The sequence below is a fragment of the Aliivibrio fischeri genome (genome assembly GCF_009727955.1).
GTDB classification, from domain to species: domain Bacteria; phylum Pseudomonadota; class Gammaproteobacteria; order Enterobacterales; family Vibrionaceae; genus Aliivibrio; species Aliivibrio fischeri_A.
The window spans coordinates 273513-289741 of the sequence record NZ_WOBR01000003.1; the positions used below are offsets into that span (position 1 = coordinate 273513).

16 protein-coding genes are annotated in these 16229 nt (G+C 41.0%); 9 read left to right on the top strand and 7 right to left on the bottom strand.

Translation table 11 applies throughout. The features are described 5' to 3' along the window. The first annotated feature begins 129 nt into the window (after nucleotides 1–129). Nucleotides 130–504 carry a hypothetical protein gene (locus tag GNP81_RS03050; protein WP_155674167.1) on the top strand — a complete coding sequence of 125 codons (375 nt, stop codon included), beginning with the start codon at nucleotides 130–132 and terminating at the stop codon, nucleotides 502–504. 124 nt (nucleotides 505–628) lie between these two features. On the opposite strand, the gene GNP81_RS03055 is transcribed toward GNP81_RS03050, so the two are convergent. Beyond that, nucleotides 629–991 carry a DoxX family protein gene (locus GNP81_RS03055; protein ID WP_155674168.1) on the bottom strand — a complete coding sequence of 121 codons (363 nt, stop codon included), beginning with the start codon at nucleotides 989–991 and terminating at the stop codon, nucleotides 629–631. A gap of 99 nt (nucleotides 992–1090) precedes the next feature. Between GNP81_RS03055 and GNP81_RS03060 the strand changes: the two genes are divergently transcribed. Next, complete coding sequence (locus GNP81_RS03060) at nucleotides 1091–1972, top strand: LysR family transcriptional regulator (protein WP_155670236.1); 882 nt, start codon at nucleotides 1091–1093, stop codon at nucleotides 1970–1972. Here GNP81_RS03060 and GNP81_RS03065 read toward each other — a convergent pair. After that, nucleotides 1950–2678 (bottom strand): DMT family transporter, encoded by a 729-nt coding sequence (locus GNP81_RS03065; protein WP_155674169.1) that lies wholly within the window; start codon nucleotides 2676–2678, stop codon nucleotides 1950–1952. The two genes, GNP81_RS03060 and GNP81_RS03065, sit on opposite strands and share 23 nt — an antisense overlap. A 314-nt stretch (nucleotides 2679–2992) precedes the next feature. Here GNP81_RS03065 and GNP81_RS03070 point away from each other — a divergent pair, with 314 nt between their 5' ends. After that, nucleotides 2993–3922: a LysR family transcriptional regulator gene (locus GNP81_RS03070; RefSeq protein ID WP_155659691.1), complete on the top strand. Its 930-nt coding sequence runs from the start codon at nucleotides 2993–2995 to the stop codon at nucleotides 3920–3922. A 62-nt stretch (nucleotides 3923–3984) separates the two neighbouring features. Here the strand turns inward: GNP81_RS03070 and GNP81_RS19365 are convergent, their stop codons facing one another. Together GNP81_RS19365 and GNP81_RS19370 are read right to left on the bottom strand one after the other, a co-directional pair. Next, nucleotides 3985–4611 carry an alpha/beta hydrolase gene (locus tag GNP81_RS19365; protein ID WP_336495474.1) on the bottom strand — a complete coding sequence of 209 codons (627 nt, stop codon included), beginning with the start codon at nucleotides 4609–4611 and terminating at the stop codon, nucleotides 3985–3987. 6 nt (nucleotides 4612–4617) lie between these two features. Then, the gene (locus GNP81_RS19370; RefSeq protein WP_236798251.1) at nucleotides 4618–5025 is read right to left on the bottom strand and encodes a hypothetical protein; all 408 of its coding nucleotides are present in this window, start codon (nucleotides 5023–5025) and stop codon (nucleotides 4618–4620) included. Nucleotides 5026–5772: 747 nt separating this feature from the next. On the opposite strand from GNP81_RS19370, the gene GNP81_RS03080 reads away from it, so the two are divergent. Both GNP81_RS03080 and GNP81_RS03085 read left to right on the top strand, forming a co-directional pair. Beyond that, nucleotides 5773–6477, top strand: coding sequence for a hypothetical protein (locus GNP81_RS03080; protein WP_155674170.1), 705 nt, complete (start codon nucleotides 5773–5775; stop codon nucleotides 6475–6477). An 86-nt stretch (nucleotides 6478–6563) separates the two neighbouring features. Further along, complete coding sequence (locus GNP81_RS03085) at nucleotides 6564–7586, top strand: DUF1214 domain-containing protein (RefSeq protein ID WP_146864501.1); 1023 nt, start codon at nucleotides 6564–6566, stop codon at nucleotides 7584–7586. Here GNP81_RS03085 and GNP81_RS19440 read toward each other — a convergent pair. Continuing rightward, entirely contained in the window at nucleotides 7576–7704 is a 129-nt protein-coding gene (locus GNP81_RS19440) for a hypothetical protein (protein WP_272870214.1), read from the bottom strand. The two genes, GNP81_RS03085 and GNP81_RS19440, sit on opposite strands and share 11 nt — an antisense overlap. Before the next feature lie 301 nt (nucleotides 7705–8005). Here GNP81_RS19440 and GNP81_RS03095 point away from each other — a divergent pair, with 301 nt between their 5' ends. The 4 genes from GNP81_RS03095 to GNP81_RS03110 all read left to right on the top strand — a co-directional run bounded on the left by GNP81_RS03095 (nucleotide 8006) and on the right by GNP81_RS03110 (nucleotide 11952). Then, nucleotides 8006–9097, top strand: a complete 1092-nt coding sequence (locus tag GNP81_RS03095; RefSeq protein WP_155674171.1) for a calcium:cation antiporter — start codon at nucleotides 8006–8008, stop codon at nucleotides 9095–9097. A 63-nt stretch (nucleotides 9098–9160) separates the two neighbouring features. Further along, on the top strand, nucleotides 9161–9805 hold the full coding sequence (locus tag GNP81_RS03100; protein ID WP_155674172.1) for a DedA family protein: 645 nt from the start codon (nucleotides 9161–9163) through the stop codon (nucleotides 9803–9805). Nucleotides 9806–9814: 9 nt separating this feature from the next. After that, nucleotides 9815–11206 carry a magnesium transporter gene (locus GNP81_RS03105; RefSeq protein WP_155659686.1) on the top strand — a complete coding sequence of 464 codons (1392 nt, stop codon included), beginning with the start codon at nucleotides 9815–9817 and terminating at the stop codon, nucleotides 11204–11206. Nucleotides 11207–11301: 95 nt separating this feature from the next. Continuing rightward, nucleotides 11302–11952, top strand: a complete 651-nt coding sequence (locus tag GNP81_RS03110; RefSeq protein WP_155659685.1) for a MarC family NAAT transporter — start codon at nucleotides 11302–11304, stop codon at nucleotides 11950–11952. A 125-nt stretch (nucleotides 11953–12077) separates the two neighbouring features. Here the strand turns inward: GNP81_RS03110 and GNP81_RS03115 are convergent, their stop codons facing one another. Both GNP81_RS03115 and GNP81_RS03120 read right to left on the bottom strand, forming a co-directional pair. Beyond that, complete coding sequence (locus tag GNP81_RS03115; protein WP_155674173.1) at nucleotides 12078–15131, bottom strand: efflux RND transporter permease subunit; 3054 nt, start codon at nucleotides 15129–15131, stop codon at nucleotides 12078–12080. Continuing rightward, a complete protein-coding gene (locus GNP81_RS03120; protein ID WP_146864513.1) occupies nucleotides 15131–16222 on the bottom strand; it encodes an efflux RND transporter periplasmic adaptor subunit in 1092 nt (363 codons plus the stop codon). The genes GNP81_RS03115 and GNP81_RS03120 overlap by 1 nt, the downstream gene beginning before the upstream one ends. Nucleotides 16223–16229 lie beyond the last annotated feature (7 nt).

The following is a 16229-nucleotide window of genomic DNA, read 5'->3' on the forward strand; positions in this document are numbered from 1 at the left end:
TAATTAACTATTGCTCCTTTACTTTTTAACCCATGACTGATTAGTTTCAGGATAATAACCCTATTAATATAGTATTTTCCTCAAAAACGCGCATAATCTTACCATACAACACTCAAAGAGAAATTACCGATGACTAATTTTCAATATTACTTTCATAAACTGCCTTGTTTTGACTGTAAAAAAACCAAAGTGAACACTGATCTTGGTTGGTTAACAGCAACAATGAAAGACGATGTTCAAGCACAATTGGCTGCAATTATTGAGCAAGGCAACGTTGAAGCTGATCTTTCAGTAAATGTGACTTGTACTAAAGCAGAAGCTCGTGATTACTTATTGCTGAATTTCTACGGTTACTCTGAAGAAGAACTAGAAGATAAAATTGAAGCTGATGATGAAAAAGAAGTTGCAGATGAAATCGCAGAGTTACTAAAAGACGGTAACGAGGTAGCAGTATTTGAGCACGAAATTGCTCTACAATGCTGTACTAATTGCGACGTTGAGTAACACTCACATACATAGCATTATACATTCTAGGGGGCTAACAAAGTAGAGTTGTTGACCCTTCTTTAATGCTATTCAATTACGACTTCTGTTTAAGTGCATTGATAGAATATTATTCTAAATCGCTTCAAATCAATATTTCCAATAGCGGTGATACAATAATAAAAGACAACACTAACGTCACCATTGATGGAATAGCGTCTTTCCAAGTATCAAATCGAAAATGAAAGAACATCGCCCCAATGGAAGTTAGCGTGATCAAACTAGCCCCCATCGCACTTAATACTGAGCTTGCTGTAAACATCCCAACTAACATAACAACAGCACCTGTGGCTTCAATAACCCCCACAGCGAACATTGCCGCACGGTTAAGACCATAACGATGAAAAAAGGCAAGTTGTGGCTCAAATATCGCCTTTACCCAGCCAAACATTTTAATTGAACTAGCAAACAAGAAAATCGCGATTAATAACCCTTGAATAAGCAACATAATTTAACTCCTCTATAAACAATAGAGACATTAAACCATTCCAATTAATGCTGAAGAATACTAACATTAGTCTTATTACTATTCCAAATAGGAATGACTATGGATAAGTTTGATTGTTTAAACGTCTTTACTCGTGTTGCTAGATTAGGCACATTTACTGCTGCTGCGAACGAACTCAATACAACCCAAAGTGCGGTCAGTAAAAAGATTGCATGGCTTGAAAAACAAGTAGGCATTACCTTATTTCACCGACATGCTCGTGCGATCAGTCTAACAACAGGTGGCAAACAATATTTACATTTAGCGCTGAAACTTACTGATGAAATGAACCTTGTTGAATCTCAATTACGACAGGAACAAACGTCCATCTCTGGTACTTTAAAGCTGTCTGTTCCTAGTGCTTTTAGTGTTCAGAAACTCTCTAAACCACTCAATGAGTTTCTGAATTTACATCCAGAACTTTCTGTTGATGTGTCGGTTTCAGATAAGTTTGTTGATTTGGTTGAGAGCGACATAGACATCGCTATTCGAGCGGCCTACCTCAAGGATTCAGGGTTAAAAGCAAAATGGTTTATGGATAATGAACTGGTCTATTTTGCGTCGCCAGAATATTTAGCACAGCATCCAAGCATTACAGATGCCCATGCATTAACCCAACACCAATGCTTAACCTACTCATTATTTACCCCATCAAACCTATGGCGTTTTTCAGAGGGTAATACTGAGCTAAAGATTAAAGTGAAAGAGCAACTGCGAAGTGACAGCCCTGAAATGCTCGTTACAATGGCAACGTTAGGGCAAGGCGTAGCGGCAATGCCAAAATGGATGGTAGAGCACGAATTAAAATCGGGCTCACTAACGCAGATATTAGACCAATATAAAACAGTGAAACTACCAATGTATATGCTCTATAAAGATAGTGAGCACCAACCCCAACGCATTCGTGCATTTATTGATTTTATTTCAAATTACTTTTCTTAGGGATAGTGACAGATTGTTTCCCGAATACATTAATAAGAGCACCAGTCACAATCAATCCACCACCTAGATAGGTCCAAATAGATGGTATTTCATTAAATATCCAGACACCTAATAACGCAGAAAAGACGATCTGAACATAAGAGTAGGCAGATGCTTTGCCCGCCGCTTGGGTTTGCATTGCCTTAGTCAATCCATATTGCCCAATTTGCGTGAAGATGCCGATTAAAATCAAGATCATCGTAAGGAACAAACTTGGCCATACAAAGTCATTCCAAATCAGTACGCTTGAGATAGGTAATGCCACTAATGGGAAATAAAAGATAATCACTGAACTATCTTCTGTCTGACTGAGTTTTCTAACTATCACATAAGCAATAGAACTTCCTAGCGCACCACACAAAGCAACAGCGATACTAAAAATTGGCAATTCACTCGTGCTTCCACTGTCCATGCTTGGCTGAACCATGACAAACAACCCAGCAAGACAGAACGCAATGCAGATCATGGTTGATTTTTGAATGTGCTCTTTAAGAAACAACACCCCAAGTAATGCGGTAAATATAGGGTGGACATATTGCAATATCGTAGCTTCAGCCAAAGGTAGAGTCGTCACCGCATAGTAAACACACATAAGCGCAAATCCAAGGGCAGAAAGAAACATGAATCTAACCCTAACAGGGATCAGTGAAAAAGAGATGGTAGGCATAAGAACATCAACCAAGTTTGGAAGGTAATGAATGATAGCCTAATTTACTCGCTGCACAATTATCTAATCGCATATTTATCTGTATTGATATAAGCCAACGACGAAACTCACTCGGAATCATAAATTTTAGATATTTAAACTAACGATTAAAGCTAGATATATTTTTAAATCCGGTTTTCTCAACCACTAACAAAATAGGTAAGTTAGTAGTCACTGATCATTAAAAATATAAATAAATAGTTGAACTCACGTATGTTTCATATAATTATGATTATACCATGAGTATTGCACTCTCAAATAACTAAGGATCGGTTATGAAAGAACTTCGCGATTTAGACTTAAACCTGCTGAAGCTATTGCAAGCGGTCGTAGAAACACGCAACACACATCAAGCTGCTGACAAATTAGGGATATCACAAACCAGTGTGAGTCGTGGCTTAGCAAAACTTCGAGAAACGTTTGGCGATCAACTATTTATACGTAAAGCACATGGGGTAGAGCCTTCTGAACTTGCAGAAAAATTATCCGAAGCCGCCGATGAAATGTTCACACCACTGGTAAAAGTGGTCGAATCTTATCAAAATTTTGACCCTCAACAATTTACTGGTGAAATATCGGTCGCAATGAACATTTTCATGCTTGAACAATGGGGTGATGGCATTTTTAGTGCTCTAAAAGAAGCATTACCTGTAGCCAGTTTCAAATTGGTTTATTGGCAAGAACAGAGCTTAAATGAAATGCTTAATGGCCAGATAGATTACTTACTCCTTTTTTCTCAGTTCCAATTGCCACAAGAGATTTATCAACACCGTTTGAAAGACATAAAGCTCAGCCTGATTGCGCGTAAAGATCATCCAGTACTAAGTAAGAGTACCGCCTTAGAAGACATTCATCACCTTCCTATTACTCGGATACTAGCTGATGGAATTAATTCAAAACGCGCCCCTGTTGAAGACTTTTACTTAGCAAGAGGGTATAAGGCAAATATCGTTTTAACGACTCACAGTATTCGAGTTTTACTCAATAAATTGAAACATTCTGACGCCTTATCTTTTGGCAGTACGCTAGTGACTGAGAATGAGCCAGAGCTGAGTTGTTACCCTCTTCCGACGGTTCCAAAAGAGATGAGATCAATCCAAATCAATGGTGGTTACTTACAATCAAAGCGTGGTTTCCCTTTAAACCAATTATTGCACCAAACGATGCAAAACTTCTTCGACAAGGTGGTGCAACCTGAGAAATAACCCTTTAATTAGGACAACTTAATCTAGGTTGCTATTATCAATCTATCTCCAAAATTATTATATTAATTGATGTACTTATTAAAAAATAAACCAATCTCTTTGAGCGCATCTATCGATTCAGGCATATCCGCAACGAGTCCATTCATATAATCACCATGAGACTGACCATCATAAACATGAAGCTCAGTTTCAACATCAGCGCTGCGTAGTAATCGGTGCATTCGAACCGTATCACTTAGCAAGAGATCTCGAGTGCCTGAAATGAATATCGTTGGTGGGAATTCATCAATGTCAGCGTATATTGGTGAGATAAGAGGGTTATCAAGTGCCTCTCCATCAGCATATACATCGAAAGCCCCCTCAATAAGCCCTTCTCGCTGACCTAGAGGATCTAAGCCTTGCAACGTTAACCATGAATCCGATGTCTCTTTAAGATCGACGGCTGGTGTCCCGACAAACAATGCACCAGGTACGGGAAAGTCGAGTTCCTGGAGCTTAAGTGTCGTTGCCAACGTTAAGTTACCGCCCGCAGATGTGCCAAAAATAGCGGTCGACTCTGCTGTTTGGGTTTTCATTAACTCTTTCCATACTGCAACGGCATCATCAATTGCCGCTGGAAATGGATGCAATGGAGGTTGACGATAATCAACAGAGATCACTTGAGCACCAAGCCCGTTGGCAACCCAAATGGCTTCTCACAAAGCTGATTCACCGCCACCAAAAACAAACGCACCACCATGGATATGTACTAGCCACTTGTCTTTATATTCAGGAGCGATATTTTTCGGCGTAACAAAGAACGTCTCGACTCCGGCAAACTGCTTAACTTCATAAGTAACGTCCAAACGCTCTAGGCCTTGTTGAGCCATTTTTATACCCGGTGCATCAAACTGGGCTTGTAACGCCAACCACTCTGCTGTGTTGTTCGGAACAGGAAGTGCCGGCGGAGTAACTCTGTTCTCAAATAACTGAGCAAACTCTGTCGAGATTCCTACTGGGGTCGGAACGGTTCGTTCTTGCAGTTCCATTCCAGAGAACGCCGCTGTACTCGATAAGCTAAGTAACAATGCAGGGATAGCTGAGCGTAGTAATTTGGTTTTCATAATAACTCCGGTAATGAATCTAAAAGCCGTGATTGGCGAACTGAGGCTATTATTCACGAGCTAATCCATTGGCACTATGAATTAGAGAAATTCAATTCTGATTACAGCTAAGTCGCAATAATGAATTTCTCTAATTCCTACTCCATATTCACGACACTATTCATAATCAACTTACTGACATGAGGATTGATAATGAAATATTTACCTATAAGCATGATATTTATAAGTTACTTAGCCTTCTTTTTCTTCTTAGTTATTAGGCTAAATAGCTAGCTTTTCGACATTATAGGAAAGGCAAACTGATCTTGGAAAATTAAGTTCATATTGGTTTCCAACATTAGAAAAGGTAGAACTATGTGAGCATGATTGTTTAGCTACGAGTAACTGCTCTAACTTAGTTTGGGGCAAAACCTACTTAGAGAATCAGTTCTTTCGTTTCCCCTCGGATAATCTCTGGTGTTGTAAATGACTAGAGACCTTCATCGTTCCCTCTAACTAATGACTAAATTCAGCACAACATTACACTCTCCTCTGAGCTAAAAATGCGCTGACAAAATAATGAAAATAAAAATATTTATTTTCTCATGATGCCCTTAGATTCATCTTCATTTCAATTATTAATAAGCCTGTAAACTTAAAGTCTGAGTAATTATATAAATGCTCTCCAATTATGAATCTCTGTAATTCATAGATTCAGTTTGTCTTTCTCAATAACATGTCCCTAACAACATGAACTAGAGAAAAACAATGAACCATAAACCACTAATTTCAATACCTATTGCCCTGGCATTATCGACTGCAGCGTATGCTGAAAGTTCGATTAAAAACTCAAACGACACTATTGACTTTTCAGACCCTACCGTCATTTATTCTTCGGTCGAAGCTGCATATGGAACCGAAGGTACGACTCTCGGTTTAGGCTTAGCTATACCAATTGACGAGTCATGGGGAGCACTCACAAAATACGAAGCAAAAGAGGACTTGAACCTCCACAGAATCCGAGCGGCGGCAACCAATACGGATTTAGGAACAGGCTTTATGCTTGATTATATATGGGACACTAATTTTGCAGATCTAGGCGCTAGTTCTCATTCTCTTGTCCTCAACGGTTTACAAGTTATGCCTCTTAGCGAGAAGTTACTATTTGTTCCGATGATAGGAGCCGGGTTCACCACCAATGATTTTTCAGAAAACCAAGCTGCGATAGGTATGCTCCAAGCCATGTTGGTATATAACGTTACCTCCGACGTTTGGGTCAACATGATCCCTCAATACACATACAGCTTTAATGATCTAAGACTTGAAAACACAGAAAAACAAACGATCAGAAAGTACGAATTTGAATCGGTTGTAGGTTATCGATTTAACAATAATCAAAATATTCGTCTGCTCTACAAATACAACGAAAATAAAGACCACGAGGCAACCGTTAGCTATACCTATGCGCTCTAAGCATTAACCAGCAAACGTGATTTTCTGAAATCTAAGTATCTAAATCCATATTGTGTCGATACCAAATAAATTCAAAGAGGAATATAATGAGCACTAAAAAACGATTAAAACTATCGGCCATTGCATTATTCATTTCATCACTTTCTGTAGGTACAGCCCTTGCTGTAGAAAATGTTAATGTCGATAACTTTGCCCGAGCAGAAAGTGACTCCATGATACGCTCTCAGCTATCTGTCATTGGTGACATTGGGAAATTATTTCATATGAGAGGACCAATACCGCTCGATCAGCAAGCTATTATTCGGATGAATATGGATACACTTTACTCTAGTGTAATCCTTGATTTGAGCGAACCAGCGGTGATCTCGTTACCAGATGGTGGCGACCGCTATATTAGTATGCAAGTGATTAATCAAGACCACTACATCTATGGCAATACCGAAGCCGGTACATATACATTGACAAAGGAAAGTACCGGCAGTCGTTATGTCACAGTATCATTTAGAGTGCTGGCGAATGCGAATGATCCTACAGATATAATGCTGGCTAACCAGCTGCAAGATCAGATCTCGGTTAATACCCCATTCGTAGGCGTTGATCTTGAATTACCTGAGTGGGATCAGCACCAATTAAAAATAGCAAGAGATGCGCTAAATACTCTCGCTCTACTGGGTCTTGATGCATCTAAAGGTTTAGGCTTAAAAAACAAAGTAGATCCTGTTCATCACCTACTTAGCACAGCATCTGGATGGGGAGGGTTACCGATTGAGAATGCTGCGTATGAAATACTCAGTGTCGAAAATAACGAGGCCGATGCACCTTATCAAGTCACCGTTAACGATGTGCCAGTAGACGCATTCTGGTCAATTACGGTTTACAATCGAGATGGGTTCTTAGAAGCTAATGATTTAGGCGTTAATAGTTATAATAGCTTAACAGCTAAACCCAATGATGATGGAAGTATCACCATTAACTTTGGTGACTGCACACCAGATAAACGAAACTGTTTACCAATAACGAATGGATGGAATTACCTAGTTAGAATGTATGAGCCCCAAGCAGAAGTAATTTCTGGAGAATGGCGCTTCCCTGAGTTAACTAAGGTTTAAGCATTCGCTGCACATTATCAAAACCTAGCTGAATTCCATGTTCAGCAATACATAGGTAGCCACATTGACATGAATACCAACAATAACATGCTGGCATATCCGCAACGAGTCCATTCATATCATCACCATGAGACTGACCATCATAAATATGAAGCTCAGTCTCAACATCAGCGCAGTGCCGTAATCGATGTATTCGAGCAATACAACGAAGCAGTACGTATCAAAAATATCATCGATGAGAAAAATTCAGATTTGAGGTGAACATTGATGCATTTATGAATTTCTCTAATTCATATTCAACCTCTCCTCACAACCATAAACTATGAGCAAATCACTACCTTATGGAGGATGTAGTGAACATTCGCTAATCAACAACGTTACTAGGACCTTACGATGTTGATATCAACGAGAAGCTCAAAATGTATAAAACTTTAAAACAAGAGAAAACGCTGCTCCTCGGTATCCTAACGGTTATCTTTTTTAAGGCCGTAGGTGAAAACTTACTAAGCTCTGACCTTTCTATCTTTTCTTATGTCCTCACTACCGCTGTTCTTTTTTATGTTTCAATGACAGCCATTTTTGCGGTTGTTCGTCATTCAGATTCTTTAGCAATCAAACTTGGTGACCCGCTTGGAACACTCATTTTGACATTATCAGTGATCTCACTAGAAGTGATTATGATCTCTTCTGTTATGCTGACTGGCGATCCAAATCCAGTCCTTGCCAGAGATACGATGTTCGCTGTGATCATGGCGGTATTGAATGGCTTTGTGGGTATAACTTTATTGGTTGGTGGGATGAAGTATCACACCCAGTCCTACAATCTAGATGGCATTAAAGCGTATTTGGTTGCCATTATTCCTCTTGCAATGCTTTGTTTGATTTTACCGAATTTCACTAGTAGCAGTGAGAACGGAAACATGTCTTTCAGCTTAATGGGCACATTAATTCTAGCATCTATTGCCTTGTACGGTGTATTCCTCTTCATCCAGACACGCAGCCACACTCATTTCTTCATTGATGCCGATAATAAAAGTGAACACGACCACCACGGCCCTATCCGTAGCAACTTATTCCATACCGTGATGCTGATCAGTTACTTAATCGTCGTAATATTTCTGGCTAAAGGACTGGCGATCCCGATTAACGACAGCATTAGTGTTATGGGAGCTCCAGCAGCCCTTGGTGGCCTTATTGTTGCGCTAATCATTCTCGCTCCAGAAGCCGTTGGTGCCATCAAAGCCGCTCTCACAAACCAACTTCAGCGTGCTATTAACCTATTTTTCGGTTCTGTATTAGCAACAATTGCACTGACCGTACCAGCCGTTTTACTCATCTCTGGCGTAATGGATCAGCCCTTGAGATTAGGCCTAGAGCCAGCAGAGATGGTGTTACTGACCGCCACGCTTCTCATGACTAGCGTTAGCTTTAGCAGTGGCAGAACCAATTCACTTAATGGTGCAACCCACCTTGTGCTCTTCTTCGCTTATTTGATTTTGATGTTCGATTAATACTATTCATAACAGCCAGAAACCTCTCTGGCTGTTATGTTTTTATACAATTAAGGAAATAGCATGAATGAAATATTATCCGCCATTTGGGTACAAGATTTTGACGCACTGCTTGAAATAAACTCATTGCATATCTTGTTATTATTACTCGCCGTTGTCTTATTTCTAGAGTCGAGTTTCGTCTTTCTACCACTCCCTGGGGATGGGCTTGTATTGTTTGTGGGAGGTTTGGTTGGATTAGAAGCTGTGGATTTTTATGCCGCATTCATTCTTCTCAGCTTATCTGCTTCTTTAGGTACGATTATCGGCTATCTACAAGGACGTTGGTTAGAGAGCTCACACTTTATGACTAAAATTGAAACCATATTACCCGATGACTCATTGCCTAGAGCGAGACGTCTACTTAACAAGTTTGGTTTTCTCTCTTTATTTGTTTCTCGTTTCATTCCTTTTGTTCGAGTACTAACACCAATGCTGATGGGCGTTGCTCGTCTTAATATTTTCCGCACCATAATGATAAGCGTAACCAGTTCTGTTATATGGGTATTAACGCTGCTTTATGCCGGGAAATCGATCATGCGTCATCCTTTTTTAAGTCAACATCAAGAGTTACTCACCAAATGGTTCCTTCTCATAAGCCTAACATTGATGATAACCGCTTTTATTACCCTCTTTATTAGAATTATCCGTAAACGTATTACTGTGTAGCCAATTATTATGACATTAATTACTGTTCCTTTACCGAATACAGAATCCGAACAATTGTTCTTTCAATTAAACACCGCAATACACTCAGGAAATGGGTCACACCTTCAACAGTATATCGAACAAGCGGATTCGGCAGATCTTCCCTTTGTGATCCGCAAACTTAATAACGCACAACCAGAGCAATTTTGGTCTTTACTCTGTACTCAAAATGCTCAGTTAGCCTCTAATCTTTTAGATTATTTAACCGAACCAGAGCGTTCACTCTTATTTTCAAACCTTCCTATCGACAGCGCAAAAGACATTCTTTTACATATGCGTTCAGACGTTCGCCGCTCTCTATTACGTAGTTTACCTAAACCTCTCAACAAAGCCCTTGAATCCTCACTACCCGATACTTGGGAAAACGAAGAAAAAGCCTCAATGTCTTTTCCTAATGGTTCAGTAGGACGTATTTGCAAAAATGAGATCATCAAACTAGAAAGCTGCGCAACCACTTCAGACTTAGAAACCGTCTTGCGTGAAGGGGAGCAAAGCTCTGAACGAATTGAATGGCGTTACATTTATTTGCACGACAAAAACGGAAACTATTTAGGAGCGGTCAAAACTCGAGAACTGTTTCTCGCTCAATCTTGGGATAAATTAGTCGACCATATCGATACAAGTATTCCTACAGTGCATGCAAATTTTGATCTCCAATCATTAAAAAGTGTGCTCGATTCAACCTCACATTCAACCATTCCTGTAATTAACGAACATGGCTTTCAAATTGGCATTGTTGGTCGTACACAGCTAAACCACGCTTTATATGAAAAGTCCGAACAACAACAACTAGAAACCGGAGGGATCTTCGGTGGCGATGAGTTCCGCACAATGCCATTACTCAAACGTAATATTCGACGACTCACTTTTCTACTCCCTTCGGTCATTTTAAGCTATGCCGCGGTATCGATTATCGCTTCTTTCGAGCCTATTATTGAACAAATTGCAGTACTTGCAGCAATTTTACCTCTAGTGGCTAATTTATCTGGAGCGGCTGGGAACCAATCTGTCGCCGTTTCTATTCGAGAATTATCTACTGGGTATATTTCAGCTAAAGATTGGTTATTTGTCGTCGCCAAAGAGTTACCGATTGGCGCCATTAATGGTCTTGCTATTGGTTTGGTTATTGCCCTACTCATGTTACTCACTCATGGTCAGCAAAATCACTTATTACCGATACTGGTCGCTATTGCCTACACAATATCATCAACTTTAGCAGTCATGATCGGTGGTGCTTTACCATTGATACTTAAACGCGCAAAGCTTGATCCTGCCATGTTATCTAGCCCACTGCTCACCACATTAACCGATGCGATTTCATTCTTTAGTGTTCTATATCTTGCTCAGTTAATGCTTCTTTAATTTAGTCATTTATTTGATTCAAGATTAAACCGACACCTAATAATTTAACCACCACCCAATGACACAAAAAACCACCCATATTTAAAGGAAACCGTATGCACCTAGAAACGTTATTCACCTATTTGACTCTCACCGTTCTCGGCTTGTTGCCAATGATGAACCCACCAGCTGCTGCCACCGTTCTTCTTGGTTTAAGTAAAGGCCGAGACAAAAGTTACATCGTTTCACAAGCGAAAACCGTTGGGCTTTACCTATTCATCGCCATGTGCATCACCTTTTTTATTGGTGCTTCTGTTTTGGAGTTGTTTAGTATCTCAATTCCGAGCTTACGTTTGGGTGGCGGGATCATCATTTGTGCGATTGGCTTTAACATGCTGTTTCCAAAAACAGAAAGTATGGATGGCAGTGTCGGACAAGATTCTATTGCTTTAGTGCCCCTTACGATTCCATCGTTGTGCGGCCCGGGAACAATGGCACTGATCATTAGTCTTGCCGCTGAAATCGCATCTAGTGAAGAAGATTTAGAAAAGATAAGTATTTATACAGGAGTAATTGGCGGATTTGGTGTCGTGAGCTTAGTCGCTGCTTTCATTCTGAGTATGGCTTACCCGTTACTTAAAGCTTTGGGCCAAAATGGTATCAATGCGTTTACCCGAATTATGGGCTTTTTGCTTATCTGTATGGGTGTGCAGTTCTTTACTATCGGTATTACTGAGATCGTACAAGACATTGCCGTATTGCTGTAATTTTTCGTATCTTCCTAGCTAATACAAACACAAAAGCTGATACCAACATTATTGGTATCAGCTTAATCCTACGTACTTCTGGACGTTCTTTCTTATCCTAATGAAAGGTATTGAACATGTAGATGTTAACGATAGCTTACTCGATACAGCAAGGCATAAATCACAGGCAATACCACTAATGTTAGTAGTGTAGCAAACCCAAGTCCGAATATGATGGTCACCGCCATCGACTGGAAGAAGGCATCAAACACCAGCGGGATCATGCCTAGCATGGTAGTAATTGCCGCCATGCACACAGGTCGTACACGACTCACACTCGCATCCACAATCGCACGGTTAAGGTTTGAACCTTGGTCGGTTTCGATATTGATTTGCTCCACCAACACAATACCATTCTTCACAATCATGCCTGATAAGCTCAATAGTCCTAGCAATGCCGTGAACGAGAACGGAATATTCATTAATAGTAAGCCCGCAGTCACACCAATCAATGCCAGTGGTACGGTTAACCAAATCGCCAAAGGCTGACGAATGGTGTTGAATAACAATACCGTAATCAAGAACATGATCAGGTATCCCATTGGCAATGAACCCATTAGGTTGTTGGTCGCCTTTTGCTGACTTTCATATTCACCGCCCCACTCAAAATGATAGCCCTGAGGGAGTTCAATCGCTTCGATTTGAGGAGCGACCAAACGGCGTAAAGACTCAGCCGTATCATCACCAAATGGTGTCACATCGGCCATAACGGAAATCACCCGTTTAAAGTTACGACGAACAATTAGAGAGTCTTCCATAGTCAAATTAAAGTCGGAAACGACCTGTGTTATTGGGATATAACGGCTTTGGTCTTGGCTCCACACTTGTAACTCAGGTAATCTATCGATATCAAAACGTTCTTCATCTGGCGCGCGCATCACAATCGGCATGATATGACTGCCATCTCTGAACAAGCCAATCTGCTCACCATTTAAATTGCGTAACAAGGTTCTATCAAGATCACTTTTGGTTATCCCAACTCGCCTTGCTGCTGCACCATCGAGTTGCGGTTCAAGCACTTGAGTTTTCTCTCGCCATGAGTGACGAACTGCGGTTGCTTTTGGCTCATTACGCATGATCTCATTCGCTTGAGCAGCAAGTTGTCTCAACACCTGTGGGTCCGCACCATAAAAGCGCGCTTCGACTTTAGCGGCGGGGGCTGGACCTAAGTCCATTAACTTAAACTTGAAATCAATATCCGGATGTAGACTTTCAAGCCTTGCTTTCATCTGGGGTAACATCGTTTCGATCGCGGCTAAGTCTTTCGCTTCAACAATCAATTGCCCGTAACTGCTGTATGATTTTTCAGGTGCATAAGTCAGAATAAATCGCTGAGCACCCGCACCTACGACGGTTGTAACATTATGAACATCATTAAAGCCGCTCACGGTACGTTCAATTTGCTTTAAGCGTCGTTCTGTTTCACGAACGTCTGTGCCTTGTTGCAGCCATACATCCACATAGAAAATTGGCGTATTCGATGGTGGAAAAAAGGCCTGTTTTACAGAGCCAAACCCGATCACAGCAGAAATAAGCAAGACCAGAGTGATGACCATAGTCGCGACGCGGTTTTTTAGTGCGGTATTAAGAACCGTGCGATATAGGGTAAATATCAACCCTCGATAAGGATCGATATGCTCTGACTCACCTTTGGCGATTTCTTCTTTAAACATCAGTTCGCAGAAGAACGGCGTTAACGTGATAGCAAGCACCCAACTTAGTAATAAAGAAATCGCTAATACTTGGAATAAAGACCCTAAGAAATCCCCCGTTGCATCGGCAGACAAGCCAATCGGGGCAAATGCAATGATACCAATCAGTGTTGCACCAAGCAGCGGCCACTGGGTCTGTTTAACAACGGATTCAATGGCTTTGCGTTTAGTCAATCCACGCTTCAGGCCGATTAAGACACCTTCAGTTATCACTATCGCATTATCAACCAGCATCCCGAGTGCAATGATCAAAGCACCAAGTGAAATGATTTGAATCTCAACGCCTAGAATACTCATTCCAATGAAGGTACCGAGGATAGTCAGTAATAAAATAACCCCCATTAAAATGCCAGAACGCAAGCCCATCGCAAATAACAGCACGACAATAACAATCAATACCGCTTCGACTAGGCTCATCACAAAGTCAGATACCGATTTATCAACCGCATCGCCTTGGTCGTACACCTTGTTTAATTCAATCCCGATTGGGCGAGCAAAATCGAGTTCAGACAATTGATTACTGACACGTTCACTCACATCAACCACATTGACACTGTTCGCAAACGAGACCCCAAGAGAAATGGCTTGTTCACCATTGCTACGATACAAGGTATAAGCTTTATCCTGAAACTGGCGGCTTACCTCTGCGATATCACCTAATTGGATCAGGTCATTGCTTCCCGGCGGGCTAAATTTAAATGACTTTAACGCTTCAATTTCATTAAACTCACCAGAAGAATGGATTCGGATCGATTGTCCATCAAGTAGCAAATCACCACCGTTAGACACCATATTCTGATTTTGAATCAAACGAGAAAGCCAAGCAGGATCAAGATTCAACGTATTAAGATCTTGCTGAGCAATCTCAATCACAATATGTTCAGAGACTAGCCCGGCCAAGTTAACTTTCTTTACCCCTTTAATGGCAAGAAGCTCACGCTGAAGGAATTCACCGTAATTTTGCAGTTCGCGATAAGTGTATTCATTACTCGTAATGTTGTAGAGAATGCCATACACATCGCTAAAATCATCAATGACTTGCGATGGATTCACTCCCGGTGGCATTCTAGGCTGAATATCATTCACCTTGCGTCGCAATTCATCCCATACCTGAGGCTGTTGTTCTGCTTGTATGGTCTCTTTTAATATCACCGCAATCTGAGACAACCCAGCACTGGTAAAAGATTCGACATCTTTGACATATTCGAGCTGAGAAATCGCACGCTCAAGCGGTAAGGTGACCTCCTCCTCAACTTGCATTGCAGAAGCACCAGGATACGTGGTGTTAACCATGGCTTGTGGAATAGGGAATGCTGGAAATTCCAATTGCCCTAAACCACGAAAAGAAAGCACACCGCCCACCAATAAAATGGCAACGACGAGCCAGCTTATGACTTTGTTTTTAATTGCGTAATTAGTTAGGTTCATTATAAACCTCGCTCACGAACGATGGGCGTAACTCTCATGCCCTCTGACAATTGACTGACACCAGCACTCACCACATAGCTATTCTGAGAGAGATCTCCAGAAACAATCGCACCACGCGCCGACACTCCTTGAATGGTGATATCTAACGGAGAAACTAGCCCGTTCTGAAATACCCAGACTTGAGGTTGACCAATCAGGTCATTGTCTAAAATGGCACTAGCAGGAACGACAAAACGTTGAGCACCTTGCTTATCGGCAATGATTTTATCGATATCAAGGTGTAGCGTTGCTCCCATACCTGGATACACCGTATGGTTATCTTTTGGCGCGACCAGAGTAAAGGTCACTTCATAGCTTTGTGTACCTGCTGTTGCTTGCGTTTTATGCTGTTTATAAGTCACAGGGTAGGAAACCGACGAGCCATTAAAGGTTGCTAAGGGCTGATAAGATGGGTCAATTCTTTTAGTATCCATCTGGCTAAGTACGTTCTCAGGTAGCTGGATCGTGACATCAATCATTTCATGATCTTGTAAAAGGACGATACCTTGGTGAGCTTGCACTTGTTGATGGTTTTCAATGTGAGTCGTTGCAATTCGACCACCGTAAGGCGCAGTAATGACGGTATCTTTCAACCTGTCTTGTGCAAGCTGTAAAGCCCCCTGTGCGACTTCAAGACGAGCTTTGATGCTATCAAACTCCGCTTGAGCCAATAGGTTCTTTTTCATCATTTGGGTCGCTCGATCTAATTCCCTTTTGACTAAATCAAACTCAGACTTTTTCAAAGCGACTTCAGTTTTAAAATCTCGCTGATCAAGTCGAGCAATGACTTCGCCTTTTGTCACTCTTTGCGATGGCTTTAAGTTAAATTCCACCACTTCACCACCCACCCTGAAGGCAAGTTCAACTTCCTTAGACGCAGAAACTTGAGCAGGGAAACGGCGTATATCTTGATGACCCACGGTTTGAACTTCAGTCAAACGAACAGGGCGAGGAGTGTCTCCTATAAGTGGTGAGTCTTCAATCGAACATCCTGTCGACATAAGTAAAACAGAAAAATAAAGAAGTATGCGTGAAGAACGAATACGAGGCATGGAGATC